Below are 17,823 nucleotides of genomic sequence, written 5' to 3'. Positions count from 1 at the left end.
ACAAGGACTGCCAGGGGCACCACGGGTCGAACCCGCGAAGGCCAATCACCTTCGCGGTATCGCTTTGCAGTGCTCCCCACACTGCCTGTCAGCGCGCTCGCCACTCTCCCAAACGCCCCCGCAAGCGGGCCGCGCACTGGCTGTGCAACTGGCTGACACGCGATTCGCTGACCCCCAGGACCTCACCGATTTCCTTGAGGTTCAGCTCTTCGTCGTAGTACAGCGCCAACACCAACCGCTCACGCTCCGGCAAGTTGGCAATGGCGTCCGCCAACGCCCCCTGGAAACGCTCATCTTCCAGGTCACGCGACGGCTCCATATGCGTGCTCGCGCCGTCCTCATGCAGCCCTTCGTGTTCGCCGTCCTGCAACAGGTCGTCGAAACTGAACAGGCGGCTGCCCAAGGTATCGTTCAAAATCCCGTAATAATCGTCGAGACTCAATTGGAGTTCGGCCGCAACTTCGTGATCTTTAGCGTCGCGACCGGTTTTTGCTTCAATTGCACGAATTGCGTCACTGACCATGCGTGTATTGCGGTGCACCGAACGCGGTGCCCAATCACCTTTGCGCACTTCGTCGAGCATCGCGCCACGGATGCGGATCCCCGCATACGTCTCGAAACTCGCGCCCTTGCTCGCGTCGTACTTGGTCGACACTTCGAGCAGGCCGATCATGCCCGCCTGGATCAGGTCTTCGACCTGGACGCTGGCGGGCAGGCGTGCCAGCAGGTGATAGGCAATCCGCTTGACCAGTGGCGCATAGCGCTCGATCAACTCGCCCTGGCTGTCACGGGCAGACTTCTTGTATGCGTTATAGCCGTTCGCTGTCATAGCACCGGTCCTGCGCTCGTCTGATGCACCAATCGCTCGACGAAAAACTCCAGATGCCCCCGAGGGTTGGCAGGCAACGGCCAGGTATCGACCTTCTGGGCAATAGCCTTGAACGCCAATGCGCATTTGGAACGAGGGAACGCTTCGTAGACTGCACGCTGCTTTTGCACAGCCTTGCGCACACACTCGTCGTAGGGAACTGCACCGACGTATTGTAAGGCGACATCGAGAAAGCGATCCGTGACCTTGGTCAACTTGGCGAACAGGTTGCGACCTTCCTGCGGGCTCTGGGCCATGTTAGCCAGGACGCGGAAGCGGTTCATGCCGTAGTCACGGTTAAGCAGTTTGATCAGGGCGTAGGCGTCGGTGATCGAGGTGGGTTCATCGCAGACCACCAGCAAGACTTCCTGCGCCGCGCGCACGAAGCTGACCACGGACTCGCCGATCCCGGCGGCGGTGTCGATCACCAGCACGTCGAGGTTGTCGCCGATGTCACTGAAGGCCTGGATCAGGCCGGCATGCTGCGCCGGGCTCAGGTGCACCATGCTCTGGGTGCCGGAGGCGGCCGGCACGATGCGGATCCCGCCAGGGCCCTGGAGCAGCACATCGCGCAGCTCACAGCGCCCCTCGATCACATCGGCAAGGGTGTGTTTAGGCGTCAGTCCCAGTAGAACGTCGACGTTCGCCAGCCCCAGGTCAGCATCCAGCAGCATGACGCGACGGCCAAGCTCTGCCAGGGCCAGGGACAAATTCACTGACACGTTAGTTTTTCCGACGCCACCTTTGCCGCCGGTCACCGCGATCACCTGTACGGGATGCATGCTGCCCATTTTATTTCTTTACCTTGTCTTGCTTAGACGCAGGCTACATGGCTTGGCCGCGTGAATCGCTTGCAGACCATCGATGTAGGTACATTTCACGGTGTTCATCGCGCCTCAACCCACCCGTTTTGCCGGGTTGTGGTAAAGGTCGGCGAACATATCGGCCATCGCTTCCTCGCTAGGCTCTTCTTGCATTTGCACGCTGACGGCGCGGCTGACCAACTGATGACGGCGCGGCAGATGCAAGTCATCCGGGATCCGCGGCCCGTCGGTCAGATAGGCAACCGGTAGTTCATGGCTGATAGCCAGGCTCAACACTTCCCCCAGGCTGGCGGTTTCATCCAGTTTAGTCAGGATGCAACCGGCCAGACCGCAACGCTTGTAGCTATGGTACGCAGCGGTAAGAACCTGTTTCTGGCTGGTGGTTGCAAGCACCAGGTAATTTTTCGATTTGATGCCACGCCCGGCCAGGCTTTCCAGTTGCATGCGCAACGCCGGATCACTGGCTTGCAGGCCGGCGGTGTCGATCAGCACCACACGCTTGCGCAGCAGCGGATCGAGCGCGTTGGCCAGGGACTGGCCCGGGTCGACGTGGGTGACCGGCACATTGAGGATGCGGCCCAGGGTCTTGAGCTGTTCCTGGGCGCCGATGCGGTAGCTGTCCATGCTCACCAGCGCGATGTTATTCGCGCCGTACTTGAGCACATAACGCGCCGCCAGCTTGGCCAGGGTGGTGGTCTTGCCCATGCCGGCAGGGCCGACCATGGCAATCACGCCGCCCTCTTCCAGGGGTTCGATTTCCGGGGTGCTGATCATCCGCGCCAGGTGGGCCAGCAACATGCGCCAGGCCTGGCGAGGCTCTTCGATTTCGGTGGTCAGGGCCAGCAGGTCGCGGGACAACGGGCCGGACAGGCCGATGCGTTGCAGGCGGCGCCACAGGTTGGCCTGTTGCGGTTTGCTGCCTTGCAGTTGGGTCCAGGCCAGCGAACCCAATTGCACTTCCAGCAGTTCGCGCAGGCCGTTGAGTTCAAAACGCATCGAGTCGAAGACACGCTGGTCGACTGCGGCGGCCGGGGCTGGCGCAGCAGGACGCGGCGGTTCGATGAACGTTGGCTCAACCAGCGGCTCGGCGGCGGTCAGCGGCAGGCCGGCAAACAACTGGCGATTGGTGGTGGCATCGCTGTCGCCACGCATGCTCAGTTCAGCCTGGGCCGAGACGATGCGCGAAGCGGTCTTGCGCAGCTCGTCTTCAAGCTCCATGTTCGGCACACGCGGCGCCAATGCCGAGGGGGTGTAGTCCAGGGCAGCCGTCAGCTCGACACCGCCGGCAATACGACGGTTACCGATAATCGCGGCATCGGCGCCCAGCTCATCGCGGACCAGTTTCATGGCCTGACGCATATCGGCGGCGAAAAAACGCTTAACTTGCATAACCCACTACCCTCAGCCGTTGGGCCCTACTGTCGCGACGATAGTCACTTGCTTGTTGTCAGGAATTTCCTGATAAGCCAAGACGTGCAAATTCGGTACTGCCAGACGTCCAAACCGCGACAACATCGCCCGGACCGGACCCGCCACCAGCAGAATCACCGGTTGGCCCTGCATTTCCTGGCGCTGTGCGGCGTCGATCAACGAACGCTGCAGTTTCTCAGCCATGCTTGGTTCCAGCAGAACGCCCTCTTCCTGGCCTTGTCCTGCCTTCTGAATACTATTGAGCAATATCTGTTCCAACCTTGGTTCCAAGGTGATCACAGGCAGCTCGGAGTCAAGCCCTACAATGCTTTGCACGATTGCGCGGGACAATCCGACACGCACCGCCGCCACCAACGCGGCAGTATCTTGACTCTTGGCGGCATTGTTGGCGATAGCCTCGGCAATGCTGCGGATGTCGCGTACCGGCACCTGTTCGGCCAGCAGCGCCTGCAGCACCTTGAGCAGTTGCGACAACGACAGCACGCCCGGCACCAGTTCTTCCGCCAGTTTTGGCGAGGCCTTGCCGAGCAAGCCCATCAGTTGCTGGACTTCTTCGTGGCCGATCAGCTCGTGGGAGTGCTTGTAGAGGATCTGGTTGAGGTGAGTGGCGACCACGGTACTGGCGTCCACCACGGTGTAGCCCAGGGACTGCGCCTGGCTGCGCTGGCTGATTTCGATCCACACCGCCTCCAGGCCAAAAGCCGGATCTTTGGCGGTAATGCCGTTGAGGCTGCCGAACACCTGGCCGGGGTTGATCGCCAGCTCGCGGTCCGGGTAGATCTCGGCTTCGGCCAGGATCACGCCCATCAGGGTCAGGCGGTAGGCACTCGGGGCCAGGTCGAGGTTGTCGCGGATATGCACGGTAGGCATCAGGAAACCCAGGTCCTGGGACAGCTTCTTGCGCACGCCCTTGATCCGCGCGAGCAATTGGCCGCCCTGATTGCGGTCTACCAGCGGAATCAGGCGGTAGCCGACTTCCAGGCCGATCATGTCGATCGGGGTCACGTCGTCCCAGCCCAACTCCTTGGTTTCCTGGGCGCGGGCTGGCGATGGCAGCAGTTCCTGCTGGCGCGCAACTTCTTGCAGGGCCTGGACCTTGACCGCATTCTGCTTTTTCCAGAACAGGTAGGCAGCGCCGCCGGCCAGGGCCGCCATGCTCAGGAATGAGAAGTGGGGCATGCCCGGCACGATGCCCATGATCGCCATGATGCCCGCCGCTACGGCCAGGGCCTTGGGCGAGGCAAACATCTGCCGGCTGATCTGCTTGCCCATGTCTTCGGAGCCCGAAGCACGGGTCACCATGATGGCGGCAGCTGTAGATAACAACAGTGATGGCAATTGCGCCACTAAACCGTCACCGATGGTCAGCAAGGCGTATACCTTGCCCGCATCGCCGAAAGTCATGCCGTGCTGGAAGATCCCGACCGCAATACCACCGATCAGGTTGATGAACAGGATCAGCAGCCCGGCAATGGCGTCACCGCGCACAAATTTGCTGGCACCGTCCATGGAGCCGTAGAACTCGGCTTCCTGGGCCACTTCCAGGCGTCGGGTCTTGGCCTGGTTCTGGTCGATCAAGCCGGCGTTGAGGTCGGCATCGATGGCCATCTGCTTGCCGGGCATGGCGTCGAGGGTAAAGCGCGCGCTCACCTCGGAAATACGGCCGGCACCCTTGGTCACCACCACGAAGTTGATGATCATGAGGATCGCGAACACCACGACACCGACCACATAGTTACCGCCGATCACCACCTCACCGAAGGCCTGGATCACCTTACCGGCGGCGGCGTGGCCATCCTGGCCGTGCAACATCACCACGCGGGTGGACGCCACGTTCAGCGCCAGGCGCAACAGGGTTGCCACCAGCAGGATCGTCGGGAATACCGCGAAATCCAGCGGCCGCAGGGCGTAGACGCACACCAGCAACACGACGACGGACAGGGCGATGTTGAAGGTGAAGAACACGTCCAGCAGGAATGGCGGCATCGGCAACATCATCATTGCCAGCATGACCAGCAACAACAACGGCACACCCAGATTGCCTCGGGAGAGGTCAGTCAGGGTGCCACGGGCCGTGCTGAACATTTGAGAGCGATCCACCACCGGTATTCCTCGTTTCCTTGAAGCAAACTTTTGACGCCGGGAGGCGTCCTGGAGGCGGTATTGCAAGAAGCCTTCCAACTTTGCTTTTGAGGAGGTGGATCGCTACAGGCGCCCGAGTTCTATCGGATGTAAACAATCCAACTGTGGGAGGAGGCTTGCCCCCTCCCACAGTTGGATCGGTGTACATTCATTGCCGACAGCGAAACTAGCGCCCACGGCTAGTTCACAGCCTTAACTTCAGTTGCCTGCAGTCCCTTGGGACCATTGGCAAGCACGTATTCGACCTTTTGGTTTTCATCCAGGCTTTTGAAACCGCTGGAAACGATCCCCGAGTAATGCACAAATACATCTTCAGAGCCGTCGTCCGGCTTGATGAAACCAAACCCCTTATCTACGTTGAACCACTTTACGATGCCGGTTGCCATTAACCTTCTCCACCCTGCTTGTTTTTAAGACCTGAGCCTTATCAAACGCGCTGGAAATAAGATTGACTACTGTCAAAGTTGACAGGTAGACGGCCGTTAGTGACGAGTGGTAAGAGATCAGGAATCGCGACGTAATTCCGGCGGAATCGGCAGGTCCTTGAGCGGATCCGGGCGCTTGCCTTTGCCCGCGCGGTATTGGCGGATCTGATAGACATACGCCAACACCTGGGCCACGGCCAGGTACAACCCTGCGGGGATTTCCTGGTCGAGGTCGGTGGAGTAGAAGATTGATCGCGCCAGTTCCGGTGATTCCAACAGCAGGATGTCGTGGGCCACGGCAATTTCGCGGATTTTCAACGCGGTAAAGTCGCTGCCCTTGGCCAGCAGCATCGGTGCGCCGCCCTTCTCCGGGTCGTACTTGAGAGCCACGGCGTAGTGGGTCGGGTTGGTGATGACCACATCGGCGTCGGGCACCGAAGCCATCATCTTGCGCTGGGACATTTCCCGCTGCAGTTGGCGGATGCGTTGCTTGACCTCGGGGCGACCTTCCTGGTCCTTGTGCTCGTCGCGCACTTCCTGTTTGGTCATCAGCAGTTTCTTGTGGCTTTCCCACAACTGGATCGGTGCGTCCACCGCCGCGATGATGATCAGCCCGGCGGCCATCCACAGCGCACTCCAGCCCACCACCTGCACGCTGTGGATAATCGCCGACTCCAGGGGTTCATGGGCGATGCGCTGCAGGTCGTCGATGTCGGCCGACAACACCATCAGTGCCACGAACAGAATCAGGATGAACTTGGCCAGGGCCTTGAGCAGCTCCACCAGTGCCTTGGCGGAAAACATGCGCTTGAGACCGGCCGCAGGGTTCATGCGGCTGAACTTGGGCGCCATGCTGCCGGCGGCGAACAACCAGCCACCGAGGGCGACCGGGCCGATCAGCGCGGCCAGCAGCAAGGTGATCAAGATGGGCTGCACAGCCAATATCGCGATCTTGCCCGAGTGCAGCAGGTATTGGCCCATGGAGCCGGGGTTAAGCAGCACATCGCGCGGCAAGGTGAAGTTGTGCTTCATCAGCTCCATCAGGTCCAGCGCCAGGCCGCCGCCGTAGATCAGCAAGGCACCGGCCCCGGCCATCATGGTCGCAACGGTGTTGAGCTCCTTGGAACGGGCAATCTCGCCCTTTTCCCTGGAGTCCTTTTTACGTTTCTCCGTGGGGTCTTCTGTTTTGTCCTGACCACTCTCGCTCTCGGCCATGGCTCAGCGCGCCCGTGCCAGATCACGTAAGAACTGCAAGGCGTCGGTCGCCAGCGGTTGATACTGATTGAGAATGTCGGCCAGGCCGACCCAGAAAATTCCCATGCCCAATACCAGGGTCAGCGGGAAACCAATCGAAAAAATGTTCAACTGCGGCGCTGCACGCGTCATGACGCCAAACGCGATGTTGACCACCAGCAAGGCCGTGATCGCCGGCAGCACCAGCAACAGCGAGGCACCAAGCACCCAACTGAGGCGCCCCACCAACTCCCAGAAGTGATTGACCACCAGTCCCGACCCCACCGGCAAGGTGGTGAAGCTTTCGGTCAGCACCTCGAACACCACCAAGTGGCCGTTCATGGCCAGGAACAACAAGGTCACCAGCATGGTCAGGAATTGCCCGATCACTGCCGCCGACACGCCATTGGTGGGGTCGACCATGGACGCGAAGCCCATGCCCATCTGGATCGAGATGATTTGCCCGGCGATCACGAACGCCTGGAAAAACAGTTGCAGCGAAAAGCCCAGCAGCGAGCCGATCAGGATCTGCTCGGCAATCAGCATCAGGGCACTGAGGTCGAGCGCGTTGACCGGGGGCATCGGCGGCAGGCCGGGCACGAGCACCACGGTAATCGCCACCGCGAAATACAGGCGGATGCGGCGCGGCACCAGGGTGGTACCGAACACCGGCATGCTCATCAGTACCGCCGTCACTCGGAACAACGGGAGGATGAACGAGGCCACCCAAGTGCTGATCTGGGTGTCGGTCAATGCCAGCAGCGATTGCATGCGGTCAGCCGATCAACTGCGGAATACTGCCGTACAGCTGCAGGATGTATTCCATGAAGGTTTGCACCAGCCACGGGCCAGCGACAATCAGTGTGATCAGCATCACCAGCAGGCGCGGCAGGAAGCTCAAGGTCTGTTCGTTGATCTGGGTCGCGGCCTGGAACATCGCCACCAGCAAGCCCACCAACAGGCTCGGCACCACCAGCACGGCAACCATCACGGTGGTCAGCCATAGCGCTTCACGGAACAGGTCAACGGCGACTTCTGGGGTCATGCTGCTTCACCTAACAAATCACACCCCTCCGAAACTGCCGGCCAAAGTGCCGATAATCAACGCCCAACCGTCCACCAGCACAAACAGCATGATCTTGAACGGCAACGAAATAATCAGCGGCGACAGCATCATCATACCCATGGCCATCAGCACGCTCGCCACCACCAGGTCGATGATCAGGAACGGGATAAAGATCATGAAGCCGATCTGGAACGCCGTCTTCAGTTCAGAGGTGACGAACGCCGGCACCAGGATGGTCAGCGGCGCCTGGTCCGGGGTCGCGATGTCGGTGCGCTTGGACAGGCGCATGAACAGCTCAAGGTCGCTGGAGCGAGTCTGCGAGAGCATGAAGTCCTTGATCGGGCCTTGCGCCCTGTCGATCGCGACCTGGGCCGTGATGGTCTCGGCCAGGTACGGTTGCAGGGCTTGCTGGTTCACCTTGTCGAACACCGGCGCCATGATAAACATCGTCAAGAACAACGCCATGCCGGTGAGGATCTGGTTCGACGGCGTCTGCTGCAGGCCCAGGGCCTGACGCAGGATCGAGAACACGATGATGATCCGCGTGAAGCTGGTCATCAGCATGACAAACGCCGGGATAAAGCTCAGCGCTGTCATGATCAGCAGGATCTGCAGGCTGACCGAATACTCCTGGGCCCCCGCCGCGTTGGTACCCAGCGTAATCGCCGGGATCGACAACGGGTCGGCGGCAAACGCCAGCGGCGCAGCCAGCAACAGCATGAGCGTCAATAAAACGCGCATTACTTCTTATCCTTCTGATCCTTGCCCAGCAACTCCATCAGGCGCTGGGCGAATTCTGGCGTGGCGGGCTGGGATTGGGTGGTTTGCACCGGAGTCTTGAGCACGTGCAGCGGCGTGATTCGGCCGGGGGTAATGCCCAGCAGGATCTGCTCCTCGCCCACTTGCACCAGCACCAACCGGTCACGCGGGCCGAGGGCGCGCGAGCCGATCATTTCGATGACCTGGGCATTGCCCGGACCGATGCTCTGCACGCGACGCATCAACCAGGCCAACACGAAGATCAAGCCGACCACCAGCAACAGGCCCAGCACCAGCTGCGTCAGTTGCCCGCCGACACTGCCGCCGACGGGCGCAGCGGCAGCTTGGGCCACCGGCTCCGCCGCCCACGCCGCCAATGGCAGCGCGGCTAACAGTCCCACCATCAGCCGTTTCATATCAGCGCAACTTCTTGATGCGTTCGCTTGGGCTGATCACGTCGGTCAGGCGGATGCCGAACTTTTCGTTGACCACCACCACTTCACCATGGGCGATCAGGGTGCCGTTGACCAGCACGTCCAGCGGCTCACCGGCCAGGCGATCCAGCTCGATCACCGAGCCCTGGTTGAGTTGCAGCAGGTTGCGGATGTTGATGTCGGTGCTGCCCACTTCCATGGAGATCGACACCGGGATGTCGAGGATCACGTCCAGGTTCGGCCCATCGAGGGTCACCGGGTCGTTGTTCTTCGGCACGCTGCCGAATTCTTCCATGGGCAGGCGATTACCCGCTGGTGCTGTGGCGGCATCCGCGGCCAGCAGTGCGTCGATATCGTCCTGGCCAACATCGCCGGTTTCTTCCAGGGCCGCAGCCCATTCGTCAGCCAGGGCCTGGTCTTCGGCGGAAGTGTTTTCGTGTTCGGTAGCCATTACATGTCCTCGGCGGAGCAAACATTCATAAATAGGGATACATCAACAGCGGTGGCTCAGCGACGGGTGATCGACTCCACCACCTGCAGCGCAAGGTTGCCCTTATGGGAACCGAGCTTGACCTTGAACGACGGCACGCCGTTGGCGCGCATGATCATTTCGTCCGGCAATTCGACGGGGATGATGTCCCCCGGCTGCATATGCAAAATATCCCGCAGACGCAATTGGCGACGGGCGACGGTGGCGCTCAGGGGCACGTCGACGTCCAGCAGGTCTTCGCGCAGGGCCTTGACCCAGCGTTCGTCCTGGTCGTCCAGGTCGGACTGGAAGCCGGCGTCGAGCATTTCGCGCACCGGCTCGATCATCGAGTACGGCATGGTCACGTGCAGGTCGCCGCCACCGCCATCGAGTTCGATGTGGAAGGTGGACACCACAATGGCTTCGCTGGGGCCGACGATGTTGGCCATGGCCGGGTTCACTTCCGAGTTGATGTACTCGAAACTGACTTCCATGATCGCCTGCCAGGCTTCCTTCAAGTCAATGAAGGCCTGTTCCAGCACCATGCGCACCACGCGCAACTCGGTGGGGGTGAATTCACGGCCTTCGATCTTGGCGTGGCGGCCGTCACCGCCGAAGAAGTTGTCCACCAGCTTGAACACCAGCTTGGCGTCGAGGATGAACAGCGCGGTACCGCGCAGCGGCTTGATCTTGACCAGGTTGAGGCTGGTGGGCACGTACAGCGAATGCACGTACTCGCCGAACTTCATCACCTGCACGCCGCCCACCGCCACGTCCGCCGAGCGGCGCAGCATGTTGAACATGCTGATCCGGGTGTAACGGGCGAAGCGCTCATTGATCATCTCCAGGGTCGGCATGCGTCCACGGACGATGCGATCCTGGCTGGTCAGGTCATAACTTTTGACGCTGCCGGGCTCGGCAGCTATTTCAGTCTGTACCAGACCGTCGTCGACGCCATGCAACAGCGCGTCGATTTCATCCTGGGACAGCAGGTCCTGCACGGCCATGTGGTGATCCTACTGCAATACGAAATTAGTGAAGAGCGCCTGCTCGATCACGACTTTGCCGAGCTCCTTCTGGGCCACTTCCTGCACGCTGGCAGTGACCTTCTGGCGCAGCATTTCCTGGCCCACCGGGGTGGCCAGGGCGTCGAAACTCTGCCCGGAGAACAGCATCACCAGGTTGTTGCGGATCACTGGCATGTGCTCCTTGAGCGCCTCCAGGTCCGCCGCATTCCGCGCCAGCAAGGTGATGCTCACTTGCAGGTAGCGTTGGCGACCGTTCTGGTTGAAGTTGGCGACAAAGGCCGGAAGCATCGGCTCGAAGATTGCCGGTTGCTTGACGTTACTGGCAGTTTCAGCGGCAGGTGCCGGTTTGCTTGCACTGCTGTGCATGATGTACCAGGTGCCGCCCACCGAGGCGCCGATGGCCAGGAGCAGGCCCACGACAATCATCAGGATAAGCTTGAGTTTGCCTTTGCCTGCGGGTGCGGGTGCTTTTGCTGCGTCGTCGCTCTTCGCCATGCCAATAATCCGTCACTATTCGGGGATTCATAGATCTACGGGAAGGCAAGAGCAAGTGTTATGCCAGAGTTGTCTGGTAAGCGGAGACGAAGGAACACCACAAAACAATGTGGGAGGCGGCAAGCCCCCTCCCACATTTTGGATTTGTACTCGGCTCAAGTCAGGCGTAGTAATCGACGGCGCTGGAGCCGATCACCGTCGAAGTCACGGGCGCCACTGCTTCGGCCACATCAATGTGGTTGCCGCTGTCGCCGCTGTCGCCACCCCGCCCGCCACGACTAACGCCAGCAGTCTGGGCCTGCTGTTGCTGCTGCTCCTGGCCACGGGACTGGTCGGAGACATTCACGTCCACCTGCCCCATGCCCTGCTGGGCGAACATCTCCCGCAAGCGGCCGGACTGGCTTTCCAGCGCCTCGCGCACCACCGGGTGGGCGCTCATGAAGTTGACCTGGGCCTGCTGGTCGGCGGTCATGTTGACCTTGATATCCAGGCGCCCGAGTTCGGCCGGTTGCAACTGAATCTCCGCCGACTTGAGGTTGGCGCTGGAGAGGTACATCACGCGGTTGACGATCTCGTCGGTCCAGCCGCTCTGGTGCATGGCCAGCGGTGCATTCGTCACCGGCGGCAAGGCATTCGCGGTTTTCGGCGTGGCCGCCTGGGTCAACGCGGCCAGGCGGTTGGCGAAGTCATCGACGCGGGTGTCGCTGCTGGCCTCCTTCAAGTCCTTGAGGCCACCTTCGATCAAGCCGCTGAAGGCCTTGTCGCCGCCCTGGTCCGTACTGTCCTTGGTGGCTTGCTGGTCGACCATGGTAGCCAGGCCGGCAGCAAAGTTCTGGGCGGCGGTTGGCTGGTCCTGGGTGGTCGGCGGGACGGTTTTGGCCGGTGCCTGGCTGCTGGCCGACACATGCCCGCCCTGCTCCATTGCCAGGCGTACGGCCGGCATGGCGTCCAGGGGATCGACCTCAGGATCGAAGGCCGACGCGGCTTCCTCGGTCGCTGCGATTGGCGCTGCAACCACGGGTGCGGCCTTATCATCCTTGGCAGCGGCAACGGGTGCCGGGGTTTCCACCGGCACTGGCACCACCACCGGGGTGACCGTGGCAATCAATGCCGGGTCGACCACCGGGTCCACCGGAGGCTGCTGCGCCAGGGCCGGATCCACAGGTGCATCGTCATCCTGGCTGGCAGTGTCGTCGGACGATGCCGCAGGCTTGGCAGGCAAGGTATTGCCGCTATCGGCAACCACTGGCGTGCTGGCGGCAGGTTTGTCGTTGCCCGCCGCAGGCTTGGCGCTGGCATCGGCAGGCTTGTCCCGCGTGGGCTTGGCCGAGTTGTCATCAGCCTTGACCGTGGGTTTGGAACCTTGGCTGGCGAACACTTGAGCGAAGCCAGGGCCCTTGTCCCGTGGGTCCGCAGCCACTGCCGGTGGATTGACGGCAGGCGCTTGAGGCTTGGCCGCAGGGGCAGCCTGAAGAAGCGAATTCGGGGCGACTGGCATAGGTAAAGGTCTCCACTGCATGGGGATCGGGGATGCAGTATCAGGAGATACAGCAAGAGTCGGGCCAGGTTTTAAAACTGATGGAATCAAATCTGGAACCGCTGCCGCTCCGACTCATACATCGGCTTCACCAATGCAAACTCATGATCAATCTGGTCCACCAGCGCCCCCAGGTCCGCCGCAGCCTCAACGGACTCCGCCTCCAACCGCTGGCACAAATGCGCCAACCGCACTGCGCCGAGGTTGCCACTGCTGCCTTTGAAGCTATGGGCAATACGCCCCAGTGCCTTGGCGTCGTCCCGCGCCTTGCGCAACGCTTCGACGCGTTTTTGGGAGTCATCGAGGAAGGTATCGAGTAACTTGGGGTACTCGCCTTCCATGACCTCCTGCAAACCCGACAACACGTTCGGGTCCATATGAATCTCAGCCACTTGCTCGCTCCCTGATCAAGAATCGGCGGATTATGCCAGAGCCCCCCAGCAAAACTCTACGCAGACACTGCGCCCGCCGTCGGACCAGCGCACCTCGCTGCTCAGTTGGCGCACCAGGCTCAAGCCTCGGCCAGACAGACAGTCGATGTCCAGCGGCCGGGCCAGCACCTGCTCCACGTCGAACCCTTGCCCACTGTCTTCAAGGCACAGGGTCATCTTGCCGCCCGCCTCGGTGGGTACCACCTGCACATGCACCCGCACATAACCACTGTTTAACTGCGCCAGGCGGTCATTGCGCTGGCGATAATACTCGGTAAAGCCCTGGGCATCGCGCTTGAGCCGCGAGTCCAGGCCCAGCACACCATGCTCCAGCGCATTGGAATACAACTCGGCCATTACGCTGTAGAGCGCCCCGCTCTGCTCGCGCAGCCCCTGGATCTCCAGCAGCAGTTGCAGCAGGTAGGGCAAGGGGTTGTAACGCTTGAGGGTTTCGGCACGAAATTCGAAACTCACCGACCAATCCAGCGGGCACGACTGGCCGCTGTCGGCATACAACGGCCCGGTGGCCCGCAGCGGCTGCCCGGGACTCAGTGTGATCTCCACCATGCTCACGTCATCCCGCGTCACACCGCGAAAGGCCACCAGGGCCTGCTCGATGTCGTCGAACAGCCGGTCGGGCTCACGGTTGGCGGCAAAGACCTGCTGCAAGCGCTCAACGCCAAACAGCTGGTCATTGGCGTCGGCGGTATCCAGCACACCATCGGACAACAGGAACACCCGGTCACCCAGGGCCATCGGCCAGACTTCGGTGCGATCATCAAAGGCTTGCACCGACAGCACCCCCAACGGCAAATGCCGCGACTGCAGCGGCGTGCGCTTGCCGCTGGCGACTTCATGCACATAGCCTTCGGGCATGCCGCCGTTCCACACCTCCACCACCCGCCGCTGCGTGCTCAGGCACAACAAGGTGGCGCAGCAGAACATGTCCACCGGCAGGATGCGCTTGAGCTTGGCATTCATCTCCTGCAGGACCTGCGCCAGGCCGTAGCCCTTGGCGGTCATGCCGTAGAACACTTCCGCCAGGGGCATGGCGCCCACCGCCGCCGGCAGGCCATGGCCGGTGAAATCGCCGAGCAACACGTGCATGTCACCCGACGGCGTGTACGCCGCCAGCAGCAGGTCACCGTTGAACAGCGCATAGGGCGATTGCAGGTAGCGGATATTCGGCGCCGCGTTGATGCAGCCCGAGTGGGCGACTTTATCGAACACCGCCTTGGCCGCCCGCTGCTCACGCAGCAGGTAGTCATGGTGCCTGGCGATCTGGTCGCGCTGCTGCAGCATCGTGGCTTGCAGCCGACGCAGGCGGTCCATGGCGTTGATCTTGGCCGCCAGGATCAGTTGGTTGTAGGGTTTGGGCAGGAAATCATCGCCGCCGGCATCCAGGCACTCGGCCAGGGCGGCACTTTCGCGCAGGGACGTGAGGAAGATGATCGGCACCAGCTCTTCCCCCGCCAACTGCTTGATCCACCGCGCGGCGGCCAAGCCATCCATCACGGGCATGATCGCGTCCATCAACACCAGTTGCGGACGCTCGCGCGCGAACAGTTCAACGGCCTCCTCGCCATTGGTCGCTGTGAGCACCTGATGCCCCTGGCGCCGCACAATGGTCGACAGCAACAGCAGGTCGGCGGCGCTGTCTTCGGCGATCAGGATCGTCAGCGGCTCAACAGCGGGGGCCTGGGCGCTCAATTGATGTCGAACAATTTGTCGAAGTTGGAGATGGCGAGGATTTTGCGCACATCGGAGTTGGTGTTGATCACCTGGACCTCCGCCTCATCGCCGCCGGCATGGTCCCTCAACAGCAGGAGCATGCCCAGGGCCGAACTGTCCATATAAGTGGTTTCTTTCAGGTCGACCACATACAACTCAGGCACCTTGTAGAAACGCTCGTAAGCGTCACGAAATGTCTGGTGGCTGCTGAAATCGAACCGCCCCTTGATTACGATCGTCAACTTCTTCCCGTCCAGGGATACTTCTGACTCGATTGACATGCGACTGCTTCCTTGTCATAGACATAGACACAAGGTGTAGCAGGCGAATGGGATACCAGCAACACAGCAGATCAAATGGGGGGGCGGGCAACCGTCAGTATTGTGATTGGCGCGGGAGGCGCTGGGACAGTTCGTCGAGCAATTTCTGCTCGCGCTTGTCTTCCAGCGCTCGCGCTTCGTCGATGTAGCGCTGCACCAATTTACGCAGGCCTTCGACGCGAGCGAAGGCTTGCTGCCAGCTCTCGCGGGCCTTGTCGAGGTTGTTCTGGTGCCAAGCAAGGCTTTGGCGCTGCTGGCCGACGGCAGTTTCCAGCTGATTGAGAAAGCCCTGGTAACCCATCAACCATTGGCCCGACACCCCCTGGGTGCCGCGCTCGATCCATTGCTGCTGGTACTCGCCGCGAAAGCGCTCCAGGTCGCCCAGCTTGCTTTCCGCCAAGCGCACTTGGCCCTGGAAGTAACCCAGGCGCTGGACGGCGGTTTTTTCGGCCTTTTCGGCCATGTCCACCACCGGGGCCAGGCGCGCTGCGCGGCTGTTGGCCATGGCTTAACCGCCTGGCGCAGGGGCAAAGATGGACTGCAAATGCGCTTCGCTTTCACCCATGCTGATCTTGTCGTTGAGGCCCTGGCGCAAATAGGTCACCAACTTCGGTTGCAGCGCGATCGCCAGGTCCGTGTCGCGGTCACCACCGGCCACGTAGGCGCCAACGCTGATCAAATCGCGGCTCTGTTGATAACGCGACCACAGCTGCTTGAACTGCTGCGCGCGGGCCATATGCTCCGGCGTGACCACCGCCGGCATGACCCGGCTGATGGACGCTTCAATGTCGATGGCCGGGTAGTGCCCCTCCTCCGCCAGACGCCGTGACAGCACGATGTGGCCGTCGAGCACACCCCGCGCCGAGTCGGCGATGGGATCTTGCTGGTCATCGCCTTCGGACAATACGGTGTAGAAGGCGGTGATCGAGCCACCGCCAGCCTCGGCATTCCCGGCGCGCTCCACCAGCTTGGGCAGCTTGGCGAACACTGACGGCGGGTAGCCCTTGGTGGCTGGCGGCTCGCCGATGGCCAGGGCGATTTCCCGCTGGGCCTGGGCGAACCGGGTGAGCGAGTCCATCAGCAACAGGACGTTCTTGCCCTTGTCGCGAAAATATTCGGCGATGCGCGTGCAGTACATGGCCGCGCGCAAACGCATCAGCGGTGCATCATCCGCCGGCGACGCAACGACGACCGAACGCTTGAGGCCTTCTTCGCCGAGGCTGTGTTCGATGAACTCCTTCACCTCGCGGCCCCGCTCGCCGATCAGGCCTACCACGATAATGTCGGCCTCGGTAAAGCGCGTCATCATGCCCAGCAGCACCGACTTACCCACCCCCGTACCCGCGAACAGGCCCAGACGCTGGCCACGGCCGACCGTCAATAAACCGTTAATGCTGCGAATGCCCACGTCCAGCGGCACGCTGATGGGGTTGCGGTTGAGCGGGTTGATCGTGGGGCCGTCCATCGGCACCCAGTCTTCGGCTTTCATGCCGCCCTTGCCGTCCAGCGCGCGACCGGCGCCGTCCAGCACCCGGCCGAGCATGCTCATGCCCATGGGCAGGCGACCGGTGTCGGCCAACGGGACCACGCGGGCGCCGGGGGCGATACCGGCCAGGCTGCCGACGGGCATGAGGAAAATCTTGTTGCCGGAAAAGCCCATCACTTCGGCTTCGACCTGCACCGGGTGGTAGCTGTCGTCGTTGATCACCATGCAGCGGCTGCCCATGGCGGCGCGCAGGCCTTCGGCTTCGAGGGTCAGGCCGACCATGCGCAACAGGCGCCCTTCGAGGATCGGCTGGCCGGGCAATTCGGTGGCCTCGGCATAGCCGCCCAGGCGCTTGGCGAAGCTGGTGCGATCAAGGCGCATCGGGGGCGTCCAGGTCTACGCTCAGGTCCGGCTCGGCGGGGTTCAGCGCCTGCTCGTGTTGTTGATCAAGCAGCTTGGCCATGATCTGGCTGATGCGGGTTTCCACCGTGGCATCGATGCGGCTGTGCTCGGTCTCGACCCGGCAACCGCCGGGCTGCAGCGCCGCATCTTCGACGATGCGCCAGGTTTCTTCGTGGCGCTCGCGCATCGCTTTGACCTGCTCGAAGTCCTGCGGGTTGATGTACAGCCGCACATTGCCGACGCCCAGGGGCAGCAGCTTGAGGGCTTCGCGCATCACGCTTTCGATCTGGCTGGAATCCAGCACCAGTTCGCGCTGGATCACCTGGCGGGCGATGTGCTGCACCAGACCGACCATGGATTTTTCGATCTGCGAATCCTGCTCGGCGATAGGGGCGAACAGGTTGCCCATCAGCCGCTCCAGGCTCGACAGCTTGACGCTCAGCGCCGCCTCGGCTTCCTGGCGCACCTTGAGGGTAGTGCTGCGAAAACCGTCTTTCTCGCCCGCGGCGAAACCTTCGTTGTAGGCCTCCTGACGAATGCTTTCCAACTCTTCCAGGGTCAGTGGCTGGACTTCCTCCAGCGGCACTTCTTCCATTTCCACTGGAGGTTCTTCCACCGGTTCCGGCTCAGGCTCGGGCACATGCGGATCGAAGCTGGGCAACGACCAGATGTCGAACCCACCGACGTCCCGTGCGCGAATCAGATCGCTGGGCGCCTCATCTTTGTTCGACATGGGTAGCGC

The 17,823-nt window shown here is 61.7% G+C and carries 20 protein-coding genes; all 20 read right to left on the bottom strand.

The window, feature by feature from the left end:
- Positions 1-88 precede the first annotated feature (88 nt).
- Complete coding sequence (fliA, locus tag M2397_RS13300; protein WP_065924972.1) at positions 89-829, bottom strand: RNA polymerase sigma factor FliA; 741 nt, start codon at positions 827-829, stop codon at positions 89-91.
- Positions 826-1,659, bottom strand: a complete 834-nt coding sequence (gene fleN / locus M2397_RS13295; protein WP_003192912.1) for a flagellar synthesis regulator FleN — start codon at positions 1,657-1,659, stop codon at positions 826-828. Before fleN ends, fliA begins: the two co-directional genes overlap by 4 nt.
- A 105-nt stretch (positions 1,660-1,764) precedes the next feature.
- The gene (gene flhF / locus M2397_RS13290; RefSeq protein WP_131698561.1) at positions 1,765-3,081 is read right to left on the bottom strand and encodes a flagellar biosynthesis protein FlhF; all 1,317 of its coding nucleotides are present in this window, start codon (positions 3,079-3,081) and stop codon (positions 1,765-1,767) included.
- 12 nt (positions 3,082-3,093) lie between these two features.
- Positions 3,094-5,208, bottom strand: coding sequence for a flagellar biosynthesis protein FlhA (flhA, locus tag M2397_RS13285; RefSeq protein WP_221461931.1), 2,115 nt, complete (start codon positions 5,206-5,208; stop codon positions 3,094-3,096).
- A gap of 236 nt (positions 5,209-5,444) precedes the next feature.
- Positions 5,445-5,651 carry a cold-shock protein gene (locus M2397_RS13280; RefSeq protein WP_131698563.1) on the bottom strand — a complete coding sequence of 69 codons (207 nt, stop codon included), beginning with the start codon at positions 5,649-5,651 and terminating at the stop codon, positions 5,445-5,447.
- A 117-nt stretch (positions 5,652-5,768) separates the two neighbouring features.
- A complete protein-coding gene (flhB, locus tag M2397_RS13275) occupies positions 5,769-6,905 on the bottom strand; it encodes a flagellar biosynthesis protein FlhB (protein WP_131698564.1) in 1,137 nt (378 codons plus the stop codon).
- 3 nt (positions 6,906-6,908) lie between these two features.
- The gene (gene fliR / locus M2397_RS13270; protein WP_027603864.1) at positions 6,909-7,694 is read right to left on the bottom strand and encodes a flagellar biosynthetic protein FliR; all 786 of its coding nucleotides are present in this window, start codon (positions 7,692-7,694) and stop codon (positions 6,909-6,911) included.
- 4 nt (positions 7,695-7,698) lie between these two features.
- Entirely contained in the window at positions 7,699-7,968 is a 270-nt protein-coding gene (gene fliQ, locus M2397_RS13265) for a flagellar biosynthesis protein FliQ (protein ID WP_027603863.1), read from the bottom strand.
- Between the two features lie 18 nt (positions 7,969-7,986).
- Positions 7,987-8,730 (bottom strand): flagellar type III secretion system pore protein FliP, encoded by a 744-nt coding sequence (gene fliP / locus M2397_RS13260; RefSeq protein WP_053133261.1) that lies wholly within the window; start codon positions 8,728-8,730, stop codon positions 7,987-7,989.
- Complete coding sequence (fliO, locus tag M2397_RS13255) at positions 8,730-9,164, bottom strand: flagellar biosynthetic protein FliO (RefSeq protein ID WP_131698565.1); 435 nt, start codon at positions 9,162-9,164, stop codon at positions 8,730-8,732. The genes fliP and fliO overlap by 1 nt, the downstream gene beginning before the upstream one ends.
- A gap of 1 nt (position 9,165) precedes the next feature.
- Positions 9,166-9,633, bottom strand: a complete 468-nt coding sequence (gene fliN, locus M2397_RS13250) for a flagellar motor switch protein FliN (RefSeq protein WP_027603860.1) — start codon at positions 9,631-9,633, stop codon at positions 9,166-9,168.
- 56 nt (positions 9,634-9,689) lie between these two features.
- Positions 9,690-10,658: a flagellar motor switch protein FliM gene (gene fliM / locus M2397_RS13245; protein WP_131698566.1), complete on the bottom strand. Its 969-nt coding sequence runs from the start codon at positions 10,656-10,658 to the stop codon at positions 9,690-9,692.
- A 9-nt stretch (positions 10,659-10,667) separates the two neighbouring features.
- Positions 10,668-11,174, bottom strand: coding sequence for a flagellar basal body-associated protein FliL (gene fliL, locus M2397_RS13240; protein WP_131698567.1), 507 nt, complete (start codon positions 11,172-11,174; stop codon positions 10,668-10,670).
- 160 nt (positions 11,175-11,334) lie between these two features.
- Entirely contained in the window at positions 11,335-12,672 is a 1,338-nt protein-coding gene (locus tag M2397_RS13235) for a flagellar hook-length control protein FliK (protein ID WP_259243494.1), read from the bottom strand.
- Between the two features lie 86 nt (positions 12,673-12,758).
- The gene (locus tag M2397_RS13230) at positions 12,759-13,103 is read right to left on the bottom strand and encodes an Hpt domain-containing protein (protein WP_131698569.1); all 345 of its coding nucleotides are present in this window, start codon (positions 13,101-13,103) and stop codon (positions 12,759-12,761) included.
- 30 nt (positions 13,104-13,133) lie between these two features.
- Positions 13,134-14,852, bottom strand: a complete 1,719-nt coding sequence (locus tag M2397_RS13225) for a fused response regulator/phosphatase (RefSeq protein WP_167656602.1) — start codon at positions 14,850-14,852, stop codon at positions 13,134-13,136.
- Complete coding sequence (locus M2397_RS13220) at positions 14,849-15,154, bottom strand: STAS domain-containing protein (protein ID WP_131698571.1); 306 nt, start codon at positions 15,152-15,154, stop codon at positions 14,849-14,851. The genes M2397_RS13225 and M2397_RS13220 overlap by 4 nt, the downstream gene beginning before the upstream one ends.
- A gap of 94 nt (positions 15,155-15,248) precedes the next feature.
- Entirely contained in the window at positions 15,249-15,698 is a 450-nt protein-coding gene (gene fliJ / locus M2397_RS13215) for a flagellar export protein FliJ (RefSeq protein WP_027603853.1), read from the bottom strand.
- 3 nt (positions 15,699-15,701) lie between these two features.
- Positions 15,702-17,060, bottom strand: coding sequence for a flagellar protein export ATPase FliI (gene fliI, locus M2397_RS13210; protein WP_131698572.1), 1,359 nt, complete (start codon positions 17,058-17,060; stop codon positions 15,702-15,704).
- The gene (fliH, locus tag M2397_RS13205) at positions 17,050-17,814 is read right to left on the bottom strand and encodes a flagellar assembly protein FliH (protein ID WP_131698573.1); all 765 of its coding nucleotides are present in this window, start codon (positions 17,812-17,814) and stop codon (positions 17,050-17,052) included. Before fliH ends, fliI begins: the two co-directional genes overlap by 11 nt.
- Positions 17,815-17,823: the final 9 nt, after the last annotated feature.

Origin of the sequence: Pseudomonas sp. BIGb0381 (assembly GCF_024809815.1) — a bacterium.
Classification (GTDB): Bacteria; Pseudomonadota; Gammaproteobacteria; order Pseudomonadales; family Pseudomonadaceae; genus Aquipseudomonas.
The sequence above is the reverse complement of the archived record's forward strand: the minus strand, read 5'-3'. Positions and strand labels throughout refer to the sequence as shown.

Bases quoted from the DNA above. Each gene is read 5' to 3' on its own strand.
- fliR (WP_027603864.1), bottom strand. From the start codon at position 7,694: ATGCAATCGCTGCTGGCATTGACCGACACCCAGATCAGCACTTGGGTG.
- flhB (WP_131698564.1), bottom strand. From the start codon at position 6,905: ATGGCCGAGAGCGAGAGTGGTCAGGACAAAACAGAAGACCCCACGGAG.
- fliJ (WP_027603853.1), bottom strand. From the start codon at position 15,698: ATGGCCAACAGCCGCGCAGCGCGCCTGGCCCCGGTGGTGGACATGGCC.
- fliP (WP_053133261.1), bottom strand. From the start codon at position 8,730: ATGCGCGTTTTATTGACGCTCATGCTGTTGCTGGCTGCGCCGCTGGCG.
- fliO (WP_131698565.1), bottom strand. From the start codon at position 9,164: ATGAAACGGCTGATGGTGGGACTGTTAGCCGCGCTGCCATTGGCGGCG.
- M2397_RS13280 (WP_131698563.1), bottom strand. From the start codon at position 5,651: ATGGCAACCGGCATCGTAAAGTGGTTCAACGTAGATAAGGGGTTTGGT.
- fliI (WP_131698572.1), bottom strand. From the start codon at position 17,060: ATGCGCCTTGATCGCACCAGCTTCGCCAAGCGCCTGGGCGGCTATGCC.
- fliM (WP_131698566.1), bottom strand. From the start codon at position 10,658: ATGGCCGTGCAGGACCTGCTGTCCCAGGATGAAATCGACGCGCTGTTG.
- fleN (WP_003192912.1), bottom strand. From the start codon at position 1,659: ATGGGCAGCATGCATCCCGTACAGGTGATCGCGGTGACCGGCGGCAAA.
- flhF (WP_131698561.1), bottom strand. From the start codon at position 3,081: ATGCAAGTTAAGCGTTTTTTCGCCGCCGATATGCGTCAGGCCATGAAA.
- fliA (WP_065924972.1), bottom strand. From the start codon at position 829: ATGACAGCGAACGGCTATAACGCATACAAGAAGTCTGCCCGTGACAGC.
- fliQ (WP_027603863.1), bottom strand. From the start codon at position 7,968: ATGACCCCAGAAGTCGCCGTTGACCTGTTCCGTGAAGCGCTATGGCTG.
- fliN (WP_027603860.1), bottom strand. From the start codon at position 9,633: ATGGCTACCGAACACGAAAACACTTCCGCCGAAGACCAGGCCCTGGCT.
- flhA (WP_221461931.1), bottom strand. From the start codon at position 5,208: ATGTTCAGCACGGCCCGTGGCACCCTGACTGACCTCTCCCGAGGCAAT.
- M2397_RS13220 (WP_131698571.1), bottom strand. From the start codon at position 15,154: ATGTCAATCGAGTCAGAAGTATCCCTGGACGGGAAGAAGTTGACGATC.
- M2397_RS13235 (WP_259243494.1), bottom strand. From the start codon at position 12,672: ATGCCAGTCGCCCCGAATTCGCTTCTTCAGGCTGCCCCTGCGGCCAAG.
- fliH (WP_131698573.1), bottom strand. From the start codon at position 17,814: ATGTCGAACAAAGATGAGGCGCCCAGCGATCTGATTCGCGCACGGGAC.
- fliL (WP_131698567.1), bottom strand. From the start codon at position 11,174: ATGGCGAAGAGCGACGACGCAGCAAAAGCACCCGCACCCGCAGGCAAA.